The sequence below is a fragment of the Achromobacter sp. 1L-A-4-B-C2 genome (assembly GCF_057291955.1).
This window is the reverse complement of the sequence record NZ_JBXAWP010000001.1, coordinates 123,173-140,946: the sequence shown is the minus strand read 5'-3', so window position 1 is coordinate 140,946 and position 17,774 is coordinate 123,173. Positions and strand designations below refer to the sequence as shown.

The following is a 17,774-nucleotide window of genomic DNA, read 5'->3' as shown; positions in this document are numbered from 1 at the left end:
AACTTCAGTGCCGCTTCAATGGCGCTTTATTGCCGCTTTAATGCGCGATGACCGCTTGGAACTGCTTGGAAGGAAAAATAGTGCTTCCATACGAAAGGGTCAAGCACTATAGTGCATAAAACAAGGCTTATCAGGGTATTTGCGGAGTCAGCCAAACATGAATCAAGCGCTAGATGCGGCGCCAACCGAACCCAGGCGGGAAGCTTTCCTGGTGGCTTTAGGCGAGCGGGTGCGCCGCCTTAGAGCCATACGCGGCATGACGCGCAAGGGTCTGTCGCAGGTGACGGGGGTGTCCGAACGGCATCTGGCCAATCTGGAACACGGAGTGGGCAACGCGTCCATCCTGGTGCTGTTGCAGATTGCGCGCGCCTTCAATTGCGCGCTGGCCGAACTGGTGGGCGACGTCACCACGGAGTCGCCCGATTGGCTGCTGATCCGCGAACTGCTCAGCGGCCGCACGGAATCCGACCTGCAACGCGCACGCGAAGCCTTGACGCAACTGTTTGGCGTGGGGGCGGGCGCGCAGCGGCCCAACCGCACGCAGCGTGTCGCGCTGATCGGGCTGCGTGGGGCGGGCAAGTCCACCCTGGGCCAGATGCTGGCCGACGATCTGGGCTACCCCTTTGTCGAGCTGAACCGCGAGATCGAACGCGTAGCCGGGTGCAGCATTCTTGAAATCCATAACCTGTACGGCCCCAACGCCTATCGCCGCTACGAACGGCGCGCGCTGGAAGAGGCCGTGCAGATCTATCCCGAAATGGTGCTGGCCACCCCCGGGGGGTTGGTATCCGAACCGGCCACGTTGAACCTGCTGCTGGCCCATTGCTACACGGTTTGGCTGCGCGCCACGCCCGAAGAACACATGGGCCGCGTCATGGCGCAAGGCGACTTCCGCCCCATGTCGGGCAACAACGAAGCCATGGCCGATCTCAAGCGCATCCTTGCCGGGCGGGAAGCCTTCTACGCCAAGGCCGACCTGACGTGGGTCACCAGCAACCTGGAAGTCCAGGAAAGCTTTGCCGGCCTGCGCACCCAGGTTCGAAAGGCCTGCGGCCTGCCGCTATAAATCTGCACTTTTATGCATGTCTCGCTTGACGTGCGTTTTTGCCTGAACTAATCTGCACAATAATTCATGTGATGCAGTATTTTTCCTGTCCAGGCAGGGCGTACGAGGAGACACACCATGAGCAGCACCGCAAACGGGCATGAAACCCGGCCCGAGGCCCGCGTTGATTTCCGCACCCGGCCCGACCTGTACCGCCACTGGCGCCTGACGTTTGACGGCCCCGTTGCAACGCTGGCCATGGACGTGGCCGAAGACGGCGGCCTGCGCCCCGGCTACAAGCTCAAGCTCAATTCGTACGATCTGGGCGTGGACATCGAACTGCACGACGCCCTGCAACGCATTCGCTTCGAGCACCCCGAAGTGAAAAGCGTGGTGGTCACCAGCATGAAAGATCGCATCTTCTGTTCGGGCGCCAACATCTTCATGCTGGGCTTGTCGTCGCACGCGTGGAAGGTCAACTTCTGCAAGTTCACCAACGAAACGCGCAACGGCATTGAAGACTCCAGCCGCCACAGCGGCTTGAAATTCATTGCGGCGCTGAACGGCGCCTGCGCGGGTGGCGGCTACGAGCTGGCGTTGGCCTGCGACGAAATCCTGCTGGTGGACGATCGATCGTCGTCGGTGGCCTTGCCCGAAGTGCCGCTGCTGGGCGTGCTGCCCGGCACCGGCGGCCTGACCCGCGTGACCGACAAGCGCCGCGTGCGCCATGACCACGCCGACATCTTCTGCACGCTGGTTGAAGGCGTGCGTGGCCAGCGCGCCAAGGACTGGCGTTTGGTGGACGACGTGGTCAAGCCCGCCCGCTTTGAAGAAGCGGTGCGCGAGCGCGCGCTGGCGCTGGCCGACACCAGCGACCGCCAGGCAGGCGAGCACGGCATTGCGCTGACGCCCATCGAACGCACCGAAACCCCCGATCGTCTGTCGTATCGCTACGTCGATATCCACCTTGATCGCGACAAGCGTCTGGCCACCTGGACCGTGCGCGCGCCGCAGGAACCGGTGCAATCCGAACTGGACGACATCGTTACGGCGGGCGCCGCGTGGTGGCCGCTGCAAATGGCGCGCGAACTGGACGACGCCATCCTGTCCATGCGCACCAACGAGCTGGACATCGGCACCTGGATCTTCAAGACCGAGGGCGACGCCGACGCCGTGCTGGCCGCCGACGCCGCGCTGCAACGCCACGCCACGCATTGGTTTGTGCGCGAAACCGCAGGCATGTTGCGCCGTACGCTGGCCCGGCTGGATGTCACGTCGCGCAGTCTGTTCGCGCTGATCGAACCGGGCTCCTGCTTTGTGGGCACCTTGCTGGAATTGGCGCTGGCCGCCGACCGCAGCTACATGCTGGACAACGACGCCGAACCGGATGCGCCCAACGCGCACATCGTCGTGGGCGAACGCAATTTCGGCGCTTATCCGATGGTCAATGGCCAAAGCCGCCTGCAACGTCGTTTCTATGAAGAGACCGCGCCGCTGGAAGCCGTGCGCGGCCGCGCCGGCCAGCCGTTGTCCGCCACCGACGCGCTGGATCTGGGCCTGGTGACCTACGCGCCGGACAGCATCGACTGGGACGACGAAGTGCGAATGATGCTGGAAGAGCGCCGCGCACTATCGCCGGACGCGCTGACGGGGCTGGAAGCCAACCTGCGCTTCGGTGGCAAGGAAACGATGGAAACGCGCATCTTCGGGCGCCTGACCGCGTGGCAGAACTGGATCTTCAACCGCCCCAACGCGGCCGGCGACAAAGGCGCGTTGAAGCTCTACGGCAAGGGCGAGCAGGCCACGTTCGACTGGAATCGCGTCTGAGCCTGGGCCGGCTGGGAATGCGGGCTAAAAGCGCGTACCAACAGCGCGGACCCGAAAACAAACAAGGAGCGAGACATGTCTGGAATCAACTACACCGATAAGATCCCCAATAACGTCAACCTGTCCGGCGACCGCACCTTGCAACGCGCGCTGGAACACTGGCAACCCAACTACCTGCAATGGTGGCAAGACATGGGGCCGGACGGCTCGCACGGTTTTGACGTGTACCTGCGCACCGCCGTCAGCGTTGAACCCGACGGCTGGGCCAACTTCAACCACGTGCGCATGCCGGATTACCGCTGGGGCATTTTCCTGGCGCCGCAAGACGGCCAGCGCAAGATTCACTTTGGCGAAAACATGGGCCGCGACGTCTGGCAGGACGTGCCCGGCGAGCATCGCGCCAACCTGCGCCGCATCATCGTCACGCAGGGCGACACCGAACCCGCCTCGATTGAACAGCAACGCCATCTGGGCCTGACCGCGCCGTCGCAGTACGACCTGCGCAACCTGTTCCAAATCAACGTCGAAGAAGGCCGCCACCTGTGGGCCATGGTGTATCTGCTGCATCGCTACTTCGGCCGCGATGGCCGCGAAGAAGCCGATGCGCTGTTGCAGCGCACGTCGGGCGATGCCGACAACCCGCGCATCCTGGGCGCCTTCAACGAAAAAACGCCGGACTGGCTGGCGTTCTACATGTTCACGTATTTCACCGACCGCGACGGCAAGTTCCAGTTATGCGCGTTGGCCGAGTCCAGCTTCGACCCGCTGGCACGCACCACGAAGTTCATGCTGACGGAAGAAGCGCACCACATGTTCGTGGGCGAATCGGGCATTTCGCGCGTAATCCAGCGCACTTGCGAAGTCATGAACCAATTGAAGACGGACGACCCGGAAAGCGTGCGCGCCGCCGGTGTGATCGACCTGCCCACCATCCAGCGCTACCTGAATTTTCACTACAGCGTCACCATCGATCTGTTCGGCGCCGACCAGTCTTCCAACGCCGCCATCTTCTATGGCTCGGGCTTGAAGGGCCGCTACGAAGAATCCAAGCGCACCGACGACCATCAATTGAAGAACGACACCTACCGCGTGCTGACCGTGAACAACGGCAAGCTGAACGAGGTCGAGGTACCCATGCTGAATGCGCTGAACGAAGTGCTGCGCGATGATTTCATCCGCGACTCCGTGGCGGGGATCGGCCGCTGGAACAAGGTCATCGAGAAAAGCGGCATCCCGTTCCGGCTGCACGTGCCGCACAAGGCGTTCAACCGCCAGATCGGCACGCTGGCCGGCATCCGCATGTCGCCCGAAGGCGAAATCCTGTCTGAATCCCAATGGCAGGCCAACAGCCACAAGTGGCTGCCCACGCCCGAGGACCGCGCCTTTGTGGCGTCGTTGATGGGGCGTGTCACCGAACCGGGCAAGTTCGCCAACTGGATCGCGCCGCCCGTCATGGGCATCAACCGCCAGCCGGTCAACTTTGACTACGTCCGTTTCAACTGAAGGCGAAGGGGGCGGCGCGCGCGTGCCGCCCGCCCGCGCATTGGGAAGACCGCGATGAACGCCCCATTACCCGTAGATGTGCTCAAGCAGCACCTGATCGACCCCGAGATCTGCATTCGCTGCAATACGTGCGAAGAAACCTGCCCGGTCGACGCCATCATGCACGATTCCAACAACTACGTGGTGGACCCGGACATCTGCAATGGCTGCATGGCCTGTGTGCCGCCGTGCCCCACCGGGTCGATCGATAACTGGCGGCTGATGGTGCGCAGCGAAGCGTATTCGGTGCAAGAGCAGTTCGGCTGGGAAGAACTGCCCAAGGAAAAGGCGCTGCCGGCGGCAAGCCCGACATCGACCCCGATCGAAGGCGCCGACACATCGTTGGATTCGCCGTTGTCGCAGGCCGCCGAAACGCTTGCCGCAGCGCCCGTGCAAGCGTCCTTCACCCCGGCCGGCGCGTCCGTGCCGCCGTGGTCGGCGGCGCATCCCTACGTCAACCTGTACACGCACAAGGCGCCGATGACGGCCACGGTGGTGGGCAACTACCGCGTGACGGGCGCCGATACCGAAAGCGATATTCACCACATCGTGCTGGATTTTGGCGAACTGCCGTTTCCCGTGCTGGAAGGGCAATCGATCGGCATTCTTCCGCCCGGGGTCGACGCCCAGGGCCGCCCGCATCATGCGCGCCAGTATTCATTGGCCAGCCCGCGCGATGGCGAACGCGCGGGCTACAACAATCTGTCGTTGACGGTAAAGCGCGTTACCGAAGACCACGGCGGCGCGGCGGCGCACGGCGTGTGTTCCAACTACCTGTGCGACCTGGCCAAGAACGATACCGTGCAAGTCATCGGCCCCTTTGGGCATACGTTCCTGATGCCGAACCACCCGCGCGCCAACCTCATCATGATCTGCACCGGCACGGGCTCGGCGCCGATGCGCGCCATGACCGAGCGCTACCGGCGCCGCATCGACTTCGGCGAAAACGGCAGGCTGATGCTGTTCTTCGGCGCTCGCACCGAGCGCGAGCTGCCGTACTTCGGGCCGTTGATGAAGCTGCCGCGCGACTTCATCGACATCAATCTGGCGCTATCGCGAGAGCCCGGCCAGCCCAAGCGTTATGTGCAGGATCTGATCCGCGAACGAGCGGCGCAAGTGTGCGATTTGCTAGCGGATCGCAACACCTGTATCTATGTCTGCGGCTTGAAGGGAATGGAAGTCGGCGTGCTGGACGCCTTGCGTGATGTGACGATGCAATCGGGGCAGGATTGGTCTATCCTGCACGAGGTGCTGCGCCGCGAAGGGCGCCTGCATTTCGAGACCTATTAGCGTCATTCACCAGCGTGACATACGTGAAGACCACGGCGCGCCTTGAGCGCGCCGCTTGTTTTTCCGGGGGAAAAAAACAAATGAAGTTCGCTGAATTCAAGGACGGCATGCTGATCAAGGCCGGTCCCATCACCGTCACCGAAGCCGAGATCCTGGAGTTTGCTCGCAAATTCGACCCGCAATGGTTCCACACCGACCCGCAGCGCGCGGCGGAAGGGCGCTGGGGCGGGCTGATCGCAAGCGGTTGGCACACGTGCGCGTTGGCGATGCGGATGGCGGTGGACGCCGCGCTGCACGACTCCGAATCGTTTGGTTCGCCCGGCCTGGGCGAAGTGCGCTGGCGCACGCCGGTGCGCCCCGGCGATACGCTGCGCCTGGAAGCGCGCGTGCAAGGCGCGCGCACGTCGTCATCGCGCCCGGACCTGGGCATCATCACGTGGGCCTGGACGGTCATCAATCAGCACGACGAAGGCGTGCTGGAACTGGACGCGACAAGCCTGTTTGATCTGTCGGGCGAAAACTAAAACAACGGGTCCGCGCGCCGCGCGCCGTGTGCCGTGTGCCCCAAAAAAAACCGCCTTCATCCGAAGGCGGTTTTTGCATTCAAGCCGGCGAACCGGCAAGCGATCGATCCATCAACGGATCAAGCGATCAATAGAACGCCTGGATGCCCGTTTGCGCGCGGCCCAGGATCAGGGCGTGCACGTCGTGGGTGCCTTCGTAGGTGTTGACCACTTCCAGGTTCACCAGGTGGCGGGCCACGCCGAATTCATCCGAAATGCCGTTGCCGCCGAGCATGTCGCGAGCCAGGCGGGCAATGTCCAGCGCCTTGCCGCAGGAGTTGCGCTTCATGATGGACGTGATTTCGACGGCGGCGGTGCCTTCGTCCTTCATGCGGCCCAAACGCAGGCAGCCTTGCAGGGCCAGCGTGATTTCGGTTTGCATGTCGGCCAGCTTCTTCTGGATCAGCTGGTTGGCGGCCAGCGGGCGGCCGAACTGCTTGCGGTCCAGCGTGTACTGGCGGGCGGTATGCCAGCAGGCTTCGGCGGCGCCGACAGCGCCCCAGGCGATGCCGTAGCGGGCAGAGTTCAGGCAGGTGAACGGACCCTTCAGGCCGGACACGCCGGGCATCATCTGGTCTTCGGACACTTCCACTTCGTCCATGACGATTTCGCCGGTGATCGACGCGCGCAGGCCGACCTTGCCGTGGATGGCGGGGGCCGACAGGCCCTTCATGCCCTTGTCCAGGATGAAGCCGCGGATCTTGCCGTCGAAGTCGCCGCCAACGCATTTGGCCCACACCACGAACACGTCCGCGATGGGCGAGTTGGTGATCCACATCTTGTTGCCGGAAATCTTGTAGCCGTCGGACGTCTTGACGGCGCGGGTTTCCATGCCGCCGGGGTCGGAACCGTGGTTCGGTTCGGTCAGGCCGAAGCACCCGATCCATTCGCCGCGAGCCAGCTTGGGCAGGTACTTCTGCTTTTGCGCTTCGCTGCCGAATTCGTTGATCGGCACCATCACCAGCGACGACTGCACGCTCATCATCGAGCGGTAGCCGGAGTCGATGCGTTCGACTTCGCGGGCGATCAGGCCGTAGCTGACATAGTTCATGCCGGCGCCGCCGTAGGCTTCAGGAATGGTGGCGCCCAGCAGGCCGAGTTCGCCCATTTCAGAGAAGATTTCCGGATCGGTCTTCTCGTTGCGGAAGGCGTTCAGCACGCGGGGGGCAAGCTTGTCCTGCGAATAGGCATAGGCGGCATCGCGCACCATGCGTTCTTCTTCGGTCAGTTGCTGGTCCAGCAACAGGGGATCTTGCCATTGAAAAGAAGGATTCGAGGACATGCTGGGTCTCCGCTATGGATTTCCGTATTCGGAATCTAGAAAGTTTAAACCTAAAATAATTCGGGCGGCAAGTTCGGGTTTCCGAGGGCGGCGCGCGGGGGAGCGCGCCGCTGGATTGCCGGCCGGATCAGGGGTGTCAGTGCTGGGCTTTGAGCGCCGCGTCGCGGATCTTTTCCAAGGTCGTCGACGGGGTGATGGTTTCGGGGTCGATGAAGCAGTGCAGGATGGCCGGCTTGCCGCTGGCCAGCGCGCGTTCGAAAGCCGGGCCGAATTGTTCGGTGGTTTCCACGCGTTCGCCGTGGCCGCCAAAGGCGCGCGCGTAGTCGGCAAAGTCCGGGTTTTTCAGTTCGGTCGCGGATACGCGGCCGGGATAGTGCTTTTCCTGGTGCATGCGGATGGTGCCGTACATGCCGTTGTCGACCAGCACCACGATGATGGGCAGGTCGTACTGCACGGCGGTGGCAAATTCCTGGCCGTGCATCAGGAAGCAGCCGTCGCCGGCAAAGCAGACAACCGTCTTGTCAGGCCAGACGCGCTTGGCGCCCACTGCCGCGGGCAGGCCATAGCCCATCGAGCCCGACGTCGGCGCCAACTGCGTGCCAAAGCGCGTGAAGCGGTGGAAGCGATGCAGCCAGGTGGCGTAGTTGCCCGCGCCGTTGGTCATGATGGCGTCGGCCGGCAGCGTCTTTTCCAGATAGGCCATGACCTGGCCCATTTGCAGCGTGCCCGGCGTCGTGATGGTTTCCGGGTCGCTCCATTTCAGGTACGACTCGCGCATGGCCTGCGTGCCTTCCGCCCACACGGGCTTGGCCGGCGCCTTCAGGCCGCCCAGCGATTCGGCGAACGCGGCGGGCGACGTGTTGATGGCCAGCGTGGCGCGGTAGACGCGGCCGAGTTCGGCGGTGTCGGGATGCACGTGCACCAGTTTTTGCTTGGGGACAGGGATGTCCAGCAGCGTGTAGGCCTGGCTGGGGTTCTCGGACATGCGGCCGCCCACCAGCAGAATCAGGTCGGCGTCTGCCACGCGCTTGAGCAGTGCCGGGTTGATGCCCAGGCCCACGTCGCCGATAAAGCACGGGTGGTCGGCCGGGAACAACATCTGGCGGCGGAACGACACGGCCGTGGGCAGCGCATGGCGCTGCGCGAAGTCGGCAAACTGCTGCACCGCGCGGGCGTCCCAGCGGGTGCCGCCCAGGATGGCGACGGGGTTCTTGGCGTCGGCCAGCAACTTTTCCAGGTCGGCCAATTGGCCGGCCGTGGGGGAGGATTCGATCAACTCATAGCGCGGGGCGTCGGCCACCTTGGCCGCTTCGACCAGCATGTCTTCGGGCAGCGCAATCACGACGGGGCCGGGACGGCCCGACGTGGCGATGTGGAACGCGCGCGAGATCAGTTCGGGGATGCGTTCGACCTGATCGATCTCGGTGACCCACTTGGCCTGCGTGCCGAACACGGCGCGGTAATCCATTTCCTGAAAGGCTTCGCGTTCGCGCATGCCGCGTTCGATCTGGCCCACGAACAGGATCAGCGGCGTGGAATCCTGCTTGGCAATGTGCACGCCGGCCAGCGCGTTGGACGCGCCCGGGCCACGGGTCACCATGCAGATGCCGGGTTCGCCGGTCAGCTTGCCGTGCGCGTCGGCCATCATGGCCGCGCCGCCTTCCTGACGGCACACCGTCACTTTGATGTCCGCGTCGTGCAGGCCGTCCAGCACCGCCAGGTAGCTCTCGCCGGGAACGCAGAAAACGTGTTTGACGCCCTGGGCGACCAGTTGGTCGACCAGAATGTGACCGCCAAGGCGGGAATCTTGCTGAGACATGGTGGGGTGTCGTGGGTAGCCGAGGATAAGACTCCCGAGGATATGTGCCCTGGCCGCACAACGCAATTGATAAAATTGCACAATCTATTGATTCCCCGGCACGTAGTGCCCTGTTGGCTTTCAGGCAGTTTGGTCCATGAGAAACGGCATCCCCAATTTGACCGCCTTGCAGGCGTTCGAGGCATCGGCCCGGCTGGGCAGCTTTTCCCGGGCGGCCGAAGAACTGTCCCTGACTCACAGCGCGGTCTACCGCCAGGTGGCCAGCCTGGAAGCACGCCTGGGCGTGCAACTGTTCACCCGCGTGCGCCGGCGCATCGTGCTGACCGATCACGGCGCCGAATACGCGGGACGCATCCGTCACCATCTGGACCAGATCGAGAAAGACACCTTCGGGCTGGTCAGCCGCACCGGCATGGGGCGCAGCATCCATATCGCGGTGGTGCCCACGCTGGCTACCACATGGTTGATCCCGCGACTGGCCGATTTCCAGGACGCGCACGCGGACATCACCGTCAGCCTGTCGGTGCGCACCTTGCCGTTTCAGTTCAAGGACCAGCCGTTTGACGGCGCGCTGTATCACGGCGACGGCCTGTGGCCCGGCACCCAGGGCGTGTTGCTGTTTCCCGAGCGCGAACTGGTGCCGGTGTGCGCGCCGGCGCTGGCCGCCCGGGCCGCCAAGACGGCGCAAGCCGGGGTCAGCGTGCTGGCGGGCATGACGCATCTGCACCTGGCCTCGCGGCCGGACGCCTGGCGCCAGTGGTACGGCGCCAATAACCATCTTTATGGCCCGCAGGCGGCGGGCGGCCCGCGCTATGAGCTGTTCACCATGGTGATGGCGGCGGTGCAGGCCGGTCTGGGGGTGGGGCTGATGCCGCGCTTTCTGGCGCAGCCCGCGCTGGACCAGGGCACGCTGGCCATGCCGGTGCCGCAGTCGCTGACCGTCAGCCAGGGGTATTACTTTGGCTATCCACAGCGCAGCGAGCGCTCTGACGCACTGAAGCTGTTTGAAGCCTGGCTGAAGTCCGCGGCGGCGGGCGTCGGGGAACGATAACCGCCGGCTGCCCGACGCGCCCTCGGCTTTCGAGCCTGCCGCCGTCTTCCGAACGTTCTAGAATGCCGCATCCCTATGTCGACTTCCCGCCCGCCCTTAGCTTCCCAAGCCGATATCGACGCCTTCATCGACGCCGTGTGGCTTGAAGACGGCTTGTCCGCCAACACGCTGGCCGCCTATCGCCGCGACCTGACGGGTTTCGCCCGCTGGCTGGAAGACCCCGAAGCGTACGCCCGAGAAATGGCCGACCGCTATGGCGATGCGGCCGGCGCGCACGCGTTGCCCGTCGGGCAAGCCAAGCCGCTGTCCAAGGCCGACAAGGCCGACATCGAAGCCTGGTTCGCCTTCCGCCACGAAGAAACCCGCGCCACCACCGCCAACCGCCGGCTGGCCACGCTGCGGCGCTTTTTCGCCTGGGCGCTGCGCGAGCATCGCGCCGAACGCGATCCCTGCCTGACCCTGATTGCCGCCAAGCAACCGCCGCGCCTGCCCAAGACGCTGTCTGAACAACAGGTGGATGCGTTGCTGCGCGCACCGGATGCCACGCAACCGCGCGGCCTGCGCGACCGCGCCATGCTGGAAACGCTGTACGCCACCGGCCTGCGCGTGTCCGAACTGGTGGGCGTGCGCGCCTTGGATGTCAGCCTGAACGAAGGCGTGGTGCGCGTGGTGCTGGGCAAGGGCGGCAAGGACCGCCTGGTGCCGCTGGGCGCCGAGGCCGCCCACTGGATCGACCAGTACATGAAGACGGCGCGCCCCGAACTGGCGGCGGGCCGGCAGAGCGACGCGTTGTTCATTACCGGCCGCGCCGAAGCCATGTCGCGGCAAGCGTTCTGGCAGCTGGTGAAAAAATACGCGTTGCTGGCCGACATCCACGCACCGCTATCCCCGCACGTGCTGCGCCACGCCTTTGCCACGCATCTGCTGAACCATGGCGCGGACCTGCGCGTGGTGCAGATGCTGCTGGGCCACGCCGATATTTCCACCACGCAGATCTACACGCACGTGGCACGCGAGCGCCTCAAGGCGCTGCACGCCGCCCACCACCCGCGCGGATAGCCACCGGCGGACGGCCGTTCTTTGCCTTGTTTTTAGCCCTGTTCTTGTTCCTCTTCTTCCCCATCTCAACCCGGCCTATCCATGAGCAAAGCCCGCCACGTTTCGGAAACCCCCGCCACCCAGCTCCTCAAGCAGCACAAGGTGCCCTACACCGAGCACACCTATGACTACGTCGACCATGGCGGTGCCGGTGAGGCCGCGCGCCAGCTGGGCCTGGACCCGCATGCCGTCGTCAAGACCTTGGTGATGGAAGACGAATCGGCCAAGCCCTTGATCGTGGTGATGCACGGCGACCGCGAGGTCTCCACGAAGAACCTGGCGCGTCAGGCCGGCCTGAAAAAGGTCGAGCCCTGCAAGCCCGAGGTGGCGCAGCGGCATTCCGGTTACCAGGTGGGCGGCACGTCGCCCTTCGGCACGCGCAAGAAAATGCCGGTGTGGGTCGAAGCCGATGTGCTGACGTACCCCGTCGTCTATATCAACGGCGGCAGGCGCGGCTACCTGATCGGCATCGACCCCAACGTGCTGGTCACGGTGCTGGGCGCAAAGCCGGTGTCGGTGGCGTTGGAATAAGGCGGTCGTGCGGCTCAGGCGCTGACCAGCGCCCACAAGTTTTCGGCAACCGGCGCCATGTCGCTCGGTTGCCTGAAGAGGCAGATCTCAAGCGGGATGTCCCATTCCGGTCCCCCGGCGCGGACCAGCTTGCCGTCTTGCAAGTCTTCATGCACCAGCATGTCCGGCAGCCACGCGATGCCGCGGCCCTGGATCGCCATGGACCGCAGCAGCGTGGCGTGCGGTCCGACAAAGCTGGTCTGAATGCGGTCGGCGTGCATTGGCATGTATCGCAATTGGCTGGCCACGATGCGGCCCAGTCCTGATGTGGACCCATAGGCCAGGAACGGCACTGCGTCGTCGCCATCCAGGCGGTGTGTCGGTTCGCCCTTGGCGTCCGAGGCCGGCGCACTGACCGGCACCAGCACGTCGGTACCCAGGCACACCTTGGGATAGGCGAATTCATCCAGCCGGCTGGCTACCTGAGGATGACGGTGGCACAGCAGGAACTGCACGCGACGCTGCGCCATCAGGTCTTCGCAGGCCTGGAAACTGTCGGACATCATCTGGATGGCGCCGACTTCCATCCTGGTTTCCAGCCGCGTCAGCCATTTGGGGAAGAACGACAACGCCAGCAGATGCGTCGCGGCAAAGCGCAGGCTGGCGCCATGCTGCGCGTGGGCGGCCATGGCCTTGATGCGCGCGGCCTCCAAGTCGGCCATCACCTGCTTGAGCAGCGGCAGGAATTTCTGGCCCGCCGCGGTCAGCTCGGTGGGGTGGGTGCTGCGGTCGAACAGGTCGGCGCCCACCCATTCTTCCAGCGCGCGAATGTGTCGGCTGAATGCCGGTTGTGCGATGGCGCGCGCTTCCGCCGCGCGCGAAAAACTGCCTGTCTCGGCCAGGGCGCAAAAGTCCTCCAGCCAATTCATGTCCAAAGGTCGATTTCCGGGTCCCATGAGGTGTGTGCGCCGCAGCAAAAATAATTCTATGCAATTCGAGTATTGGACGGCCGCAAGGGGCTACCGCGATCATAAAGCCATTCCAACACGTACAAGATACGGAGACGCAGCATGGCTTCCATCTCGAATTACCGCGGCATCATCCCGGCAATTTCCTGCCCCTTTACCGCCGACCACCGCATCGACGAACCCGCGCTTCGCCGCCTGGCGTCGTGGCTGGCCGGCCATGAAGGCGTGGTTGCCGTCATGACCAACGGCCACACCGGCGAGGTGTTTTCCCTGACCCCGTCCGAACGCACGCAGGTCACCCGTATCGTGGCCGACGAGCTGCGCGGCAAGCTGCCGGTGATTTCGTCGATTGTGTGCGAAGGCATTGCCGAGGCAACGGAACATGCCCGCGCCGCGCGGGAAGCGGGCGCCGCCGCATTGGACGTCATGCCGCCTCATCACTGGCTGCGCTTTGGCTTCACGCCCGGCCACGCGCTGGATTATTTCGACGCCATACACCGCGCCGCGCCCGACCTGGACCTGGTGTGCCACGTATATCCCGCGTGGACGCGCGCCTCGTATTCGTCGCAGCTGCTGGCGGACCTGGCCCGCCTGCCTTACGTGCAGGCGTTCAAGGTGGGCCAGCGCGACATGAACAAATATGCCCGCGACATCCAGGCGCTGCGCGACGCGGATGCGTCCAAGGCCATCCTGACCTGCCACGACGAATACCTGCTGGCCTCGATGGTGCAGGGCGTGGACGGCGCGCTGGTGGGCTTCGCCACCTTCATCCCGCAACTCATCATCGACCTGTGGGAAGCCGTCAAGGCGGGCGACCTGAAGCGCGCCCAGCAGGTGCAGGCGCTGATCACGCCGCTGAAAGATGCGGTCTACGGCGGCGGCGAGCCCACTGGCGAGGCGCATGCCCGCATGAAGGCCGGCATGTACCTGGCCGGAGTGCTGGACAACGCCACCGTGCGCCCGCCCACCGAGGCGCCCGGCGACGCCGACATGGACGCACTGCGCCCGGCGCTGTCGAACGCGAAGTTGCTGGCGCGCTAGCACCGATTGCGCGCGTGGCGGCACGCAAGCAGGCGGATGGCCTTGGGGCCATACCGCCGCACGATGCCGCAACGGATCATCAATAAGAGGAGACAAATCATGCAAAAAAGAATCGTGTTGCGCGGCCTGGTTGCGCTGTGCGTCGGTCTTGCCGGCGGCGGGGTGCAGGGTCTGGCCCAGGCCCAGAACAGCTATCCGTCGCATCAGGTCCGGTTTGTGATTCCCTTTCCGCCTGGCGGCACGCTGGACATGCTGGGCCGCGATCTGGCCCAGAAGCTCAGCGAGCAGACGGGGCAAACCTTCATCGTGGAAAATCGCTCGGGCGGCAACGGCATCATCGGCGCCGACGTGGTGGCCAAGTCGCCGGCCGATGGCTACACCCTGCTATTTAACGCGTCGACCTTCACGACGGCGCCGATGACGATGAAGTCGGTGCCTTACGACGTCGACAAGAACTTTGTGCCCGTGGCCCTGGCGGGGAAGGCGCCGTTGTCCCTGTCCGTGAAAAAAGATCTGCCGGTAACGGACCTGGCCGGCCTGCTGACGTATGCCAAGCAGAACCCGGGCCGCCTGACTTTTGCCGTGGGCTCGATCGGGTCGGCCGGCCATCTGGCTACAGAACTGCTCAAGCGCCAAGGCGGCCTGGACTACACGGTGATCCCGTATCGCGGCACGTCGCCCGCGCTGCAAGACCTGGTAGGCGGGCGTATTGACGGCTTCATCGACCCCGTGCTGGGCGCGGTGTCGTACTACAAAAGCGGCATGCTGAAGATACTGGCCGTGACGTCCGAGGCGCGCTTGCCCAACCTGCCCGACGTGCCCACCGTCAGCGAAATCTTGCCGGGTTATCAGTTCTATAGCTGGTACGGGCTGTGGGCGCCGGCCGGCACGCCCGCCCCCGTTGTCGAGAAGTTGAACGCCGAGGTCAACAAGGCCCTGTCCTCGGGCATGACGGCCAAGTACGAACAGCTGGGGGTGACCTTGACGCCGGGGTCCGCCGGTGCGTTCGCGCAATTCCAGAAAGACGACATGGCGCGCTCGCTCAAGATCGTGCAAGAGGGGCGCATTCATGTCGAATGAACGCAGCGCCGGCCTGGCCGTGGTGACAGGCGCCACGGGCGGCATCGGGCTTGCCATCGTGCAGCATCTGCTGACGGCGGGGTGGCAGGTGGCGGGCCTGGACATCGGGCCGGCCGTGGCGCGGCACGATGCCTATCGCCACATTACGGTCGACCTGTGCGACGAGGCGGCAACGCGGCGCGTGCTGGATACGCTCAAGGATGCGCGCGCGCTGGTTCATGCCGCGGGCATATTGCGGGTCGGGCCCCTGGCGCTGATGGACCCGGCCGACGGGGAGCGCATGTGGAAGCTGCACGTGGATGTCGCCGTTCGCATGGCGCAGATCCTGACGGCCGAGATGGCCGCGCGCGGTGATGGCCGTGTGGTGCTGATCGGCAGCCGCGTGGCGCAGGGCATGGCGGGTCGCAGCCAGTACGCCGCGTCCAAGGCCGCGCTGGTGGCATTGGCGCGCAGCTGGGCCGCCGAGCTGGCGCCGCAGGGCGTGACGGTGAACGTGGTGTCGCCGGCCGCCACGCAGACGGCCATGCTGGATGATCCGGCGCGCGCGGCCAGCGCGCCGCGCATGCCGCCGATGGGCCGGCTGATCCAGCCCGACGAAATCGCGGCACTGGTGCACTTTCTGATGTCGCGCGAGGCGGCGGCGATCACCGGCCAGGACATCGCGATCTGCGGCGGCGCATCGCTGCCGCGCTGAACGCCTTTGCGGCGCCACGCGGGATGCCACGCTTGCCTGCCGGGCGTGGTATCCCATTACCACCATCCGTCTTCGCGGCGGGGGCACAATGGCCGCTACAACATCAAGAACCGGGCCCCACCACGCTGGGCGCGCAACCGGCTGCCCTCATCCCAAGGAGACTTCCATGAGCAAAAGACTGTTGATGCTGGTCGGCGATTACGCCGAAGACTACGAAACCATGGTGCCGTTCCAGACGCTGCTGGCCGTGGGGCACACCGTGCACGCGGTCTGCCCGGACAAGAAAGCGGGCGACACCATTGCCACCGCCATCCACGACTTCGAAGGCGCCCAAACCTACAGCGAAAAGCGCGGCCACAACTTTGCGCTGAATTTTGATTTTGCCCGCGTCGAACCGGCGTCGTATGACGGCCTGGTCATTCCGGGCGGCCGCGCACCGGAATACCTGCGCTTGAACGAAAAGGTATTGGAGATCGTGCGTTATTTCGATCAAGCCGGAAAGCCGATCGCGGCCGTGTGCCATGGCGCGCAGTTGCTGGCCGCTGCCGGCATCCTGAAAGGCCGCACGTGCTCGGCGTACCCGGCGTGCGCACCGGAAGTGCGTCTGGCGGGCGGCACCTATGCCGAGATCGGCATCGACCAGGCCTATACCGACGGCAATTTGGTGACCGCGCCCGCGTGGCCCGCGCATCCGGCATGGCTGTCGCAGTTCCTGGCGGTGCTGGGCACGAAGATCACGCACTGACGGGACGAGCGCACAAAGGCTCCCCGGGGCATGGGATTGCCCCGGGAAGCCTTTGCGTTCAAGCCATCAAGCCATCACTGGATCACGGGATCACGCCCCGAAAGCCCTTGTGTTCAACCGATCCCGTCAGGTCGGGTCAGGCAAAGTCCAGCACGACGCGGCCTTCGATCTGCCCTTGCTTCATGCGGTCGAACACGCTGTTGATGTTCTCCAGCCGGTCCGTGGAGACGGTCGCGCGGACCTTGCCCTCTTCGGCGAATTGCAGCGATTCCTGCAAGTCCAAGCGCGAACCCACGATGGAACCGCGCACGGTCACGCCGTTGAGCACCATGTCGAAGATGGACAGCGGGAAGTCGCCCGGTGGCAAGCCGTTCAGCGCCACGGTGCCGCCGCGCCGCACCATGCCCAGCGCCTGTTCGAAAGCCTTGGGCGACACGGCGGTGATCAGCGCCCCATGGGCGCCGCCAATTTCACGCTTCAGGTAAGCCGCCGGGTCTGTCGTCCGGGCATTGACGGTGACTTCGGCGCCCAGGCGGCGAGCCAGATCCAGCTTGGCGTCGTCGATGTCCACGGCGGCCACGTTCAGGCCCATTGCGCGGGCGTATTGCACGGCCATGTGGCCCAGCCCGCCCACGCCCGAAATCACGACCCAGTTGCCGGGCCGCGTGTCCGTCATCTTCAAGCCTTTGTAGACGGTCACCCCCGCGCACAGCACGGGAGCAATGTCGATGAAGCCAACGTTCTTGGGCAGCAGCCCCACGTAGTCGGCGGCTGCCAGCGCGTATTCCGCGAAGCCGCCGTTGACCGAGTAGCCGGCGTTCTGTTGCTGTTCGCACAGGGTTTCCCAGCCGCCCAGGCAATGTTCGCAATGGCCGCAAGCGGAATACAGCCACGGGATGCCGACGCGATCGCCTTCTTTCACATGGGTCACGCCCGCGCCCACCGCCACCACGTGGCCGACGCCTTCGTGGCCGGGAATGAAGGGCGGGTTGGGTTTGACGGGCCAGTCGCCCTGCACGGCATGCAGGTCGGTATGACAAACCCCGCAGGCCTCGATCTTGACCAGCAATTCGCCCGGCCCGGGTCGCGGCACCGCGACTTCCTCGATCACCAGGGGTTCGCCAAATGCGCGCGCTACTGCGGCCTTCATGGTTTTATCCATCTCTACCTCCGAAGTCAGGTCTGTTTCACCATGCTCGAACGCGGACAGCTTTTAATC

Annotated in this window: 16 protein-coding genes; 12 read left to right on the top strand and 4 right to left on the bottom strand. The window is 64.7% G+C overall.

The window, feature by feature from the left end; translation table 11 throughout:
• Positions 1–157 precede the first annotated feature (157 nt).
• The 5 genes from AC0Z35_RS00655 to AC0Z35_RS00635 all read left to right on the top strand — a co-directional run bounded on the left by AC0Z35_RS00655 (position 158) and on the right by AC0Z35_RS00635 (position 6,228).
• The gene (locus AC0Z35_RS00655; RefSeq protein ID WP_046804436.1) at positions 158–1,066 is read left to right on the top strand and encodes a helix-turn-helix transcriptional regulator; all 909 of its coding nucleotides are present in this window, start codon (positions 158–160) and stop codon (positions 1,064–1,066) included.
• Positions 1,067–1,183: 117 nt separating this feature from the next.
• Complete coding sequence (gene boxC / locus AC0Z35_RS00650; RefSeq protein ID WP_120156709.1) at positions 1,184–2,872, top strand: 2,3-epoxybenzoyl-CoA dihydrolase; 1,689 nt, start codon at positions 1,184–1,186, stop codon at positions 2,870–2,872.
• Positions 2,873–2,947: 75 nt separating this feature from the next.
• On the top strand, positions 2,948–4,375 hold the full coding sequence (gene boxB, locus AC0Z35_RS00645) for a benzoyl-CoA 2,3-epoxidase subunit BoxB (RefSeq protein WP_006221121.1): 1,428 nt from the start codon (positions 2,948–2,950) through the stop codon (positions 4,373–4,375).
• 54 nt (positions 4,376–4,429) lie between these two features.
• Complete coding sequence (boxA, locus tag AC0Z35_RS00640) at positions 4,430–5,704, top strand: benzoyl-CoA 2,3-epoxidase subunit BoxA (RefSeq protein ID WP_485131588.1); 1,275 nt, start codon at positions 4,430–4,432, stop codon at positions 5,702–5,704.
• A gap of 80 nt (positions 5,705–5,784) precedes the next feature.
• Complete coding sequence (locus AC0Z35_RS00635; RefSeq protein WP_046804439.1) at positions 5,785–6,228, top strand: MaoC family dehydratase; 444 nt, start codon at positions 5,785–5,787, stop codon at positions 6,226–6,228.
• A gap of 127 nt (positions 6,229–6,355) precedes the next feature.
• Here the strand turns inward: AC0Z35_RS00635 and AC0Z35_RS00630 are convergent, their stop codons facing one another.
• Together AC0Z35_RS00630 and AC0Z35_RS00625 are read right to left on the bottom strand one after the other, a co-directional pair.
• On the bottom strand, positions 6,356–7,549 hold the full coding sequence (locus tag AC0Z35_RS00630) for an acyl-CoA dehydrogenase (protein ID WP_006221118.1): 1,194 nt from the start codon (positions 7,547–7,549) through the stop codon (positions 6,356–6,358).
• A gap of 136 nt (positions 7,550–7,685) precedes the next feature.
• Complete coding sequence (locus tag AC0Z35_RS00625; protein WP_485131589.1) at positions 7,686–9,368, bottom strand: thiamine pyrophosphate-binding protein; 1,683 nt, start codon at positions 9,366–9,368, stop codon at positions 7,686–7,688.
• A gap of 136 nt (positions 9,369–9,504) precedes the next feature.
• Here AC0Z35_RS00625 and AC0Z35_RS00620 point away from each other — a divergent pair, with 136 nt between their 5' ends.
• The 3 genes from AC0Z35_RS00620 (at position 9,505) to ybaK (ending at position 12,048) form a co-directional block, all read left to right on the top strand.
• Positions 9,505–10,419 carry a LysR substrate-binding domain-containing protein gene (locus tag AC0Z35_RS00620; protein ID WP_046804441.1) on the top strand — a complete coding sequence of 305 codons (915 nt, stop codon included), beginning with the start codon at positions 9,505–9,507 and terminating at the stop codon, positions 10,417–10,419.
• Between the two features lie 75 nt (positions 10,420–10,494).
• Positions 10,495–11,478, top strand: a complete 984-nt coding sequence (gene xerD / locus AC0Z35_RS00615) for a site-specific tyrosine recombinase XerD (protein ID WP_485131590.1) — start codon at positions 10,495–10,497, stop codon at positions 11,476–11,478.
• A gap of 81 nt (positions 11,479–11,559) precedes the next feature.
• Complete coding sequence (gene ybaK / locus AC0Z35_RS00610; protein WP_104144562.1) at positions 11,560–12,048, top strand: Cys-tRNA(Pro) deacylase; 489 nt, start codon at positions 11,560–11,562, stop codon at positions 12,046–12,048.
• Positions 12,049–12,062: 14 nt separating this feature from the next.
• On the opposite strand, the gene AC0Z35_RS00605 is transcribed toward ybaK, so the two are convergent.
• The gene (locus AC0Z35_RS00605; RefSeq protein ID WP_485131591.1) at positions 12,063–12,956 is read right to left on the bottom strand and encodes a LysR family transcriptional regulator; all 894 of its coding nucleotides are present in this window, start codon (positions 12,954–12,956) and stop codon (positions 12,063–12,065) included.
• Positions 12,957–13,097: 141 nt separating this feature from the next.
• Between AC0Z35_RS00605 and AC0Z35_RS00600 the strand changes: the two genes are divergently transcribed.
• From AC0Z35_RS00600 to AC0Z35_RS00585, 4 genes are all read left to right on the top strand, one after another.
• A complete protein-coding gene (locus AC0Z35_RS00600) occupies positions 13,098–14,036 on the top strand; it encodes a dihydrodipicolinate synthase family protein (protein ID WP_485131592.1) in 939 nt (312 codons plus the stop codon).
• A gap of 99 nt (positions 14,037–14,135) precedes the next feature.
• Complete coding sequence (locus AC0Z35_RS00595; RefSeq protein ID WP_485131593.1) at positions 14,136–15,116, top strand: Bug family tripartite tricarboxylate transporter substrate binding protein; 981 nt, start codon at positions 14,136–14,138, stop codon at positions 15,114–15,116.
• Positions 15,106–15,810: an SDR family NAD(P)-dependent oxidoreductase gene (locus AC0Z35_RS00590; protein WP_485131594.1), complete on the top strand. Its 705-nt coding sequence runs from the start codon at positions 15,106–15,108 to the stop codon at positions 15,808–15,810. Before AC0Z35_RS00595 ends, AC0Z35_RS00590 begins: the two co-directional genes overlap by 11 nt.
• Before the next feature lie 166 nt (positions 15,811–15,976).
• On the top strand, positions 15,977–16,555 hold the full coding sequence (locus tag AC0Z35_RS00585) for a DJ-1/PfpI family protein (RefSeq protein WP_046804448.1): 579 nt from the start codon (positions 15,977–15,979) through the stop codon (positions 16,553–16,555).
• 136 nt (positions 16,556–16,691) lie between these two features.
• Here the strand turns inward: AC0Z35_RS00585 and adhP are convergent, their stop codons facing one another.
• Entirely contained in the window at positions 16,692–17,717 is a 1,026-nt protein-coding gene (gene adhP, locus AC0Z35_RS00580) for an alcohol dehydrogenase AdhP (protein ID WP_046804449.1), read from the bottom strand.
• Positions 17,718–17,774: the final 57 nt, after the last annotated feature.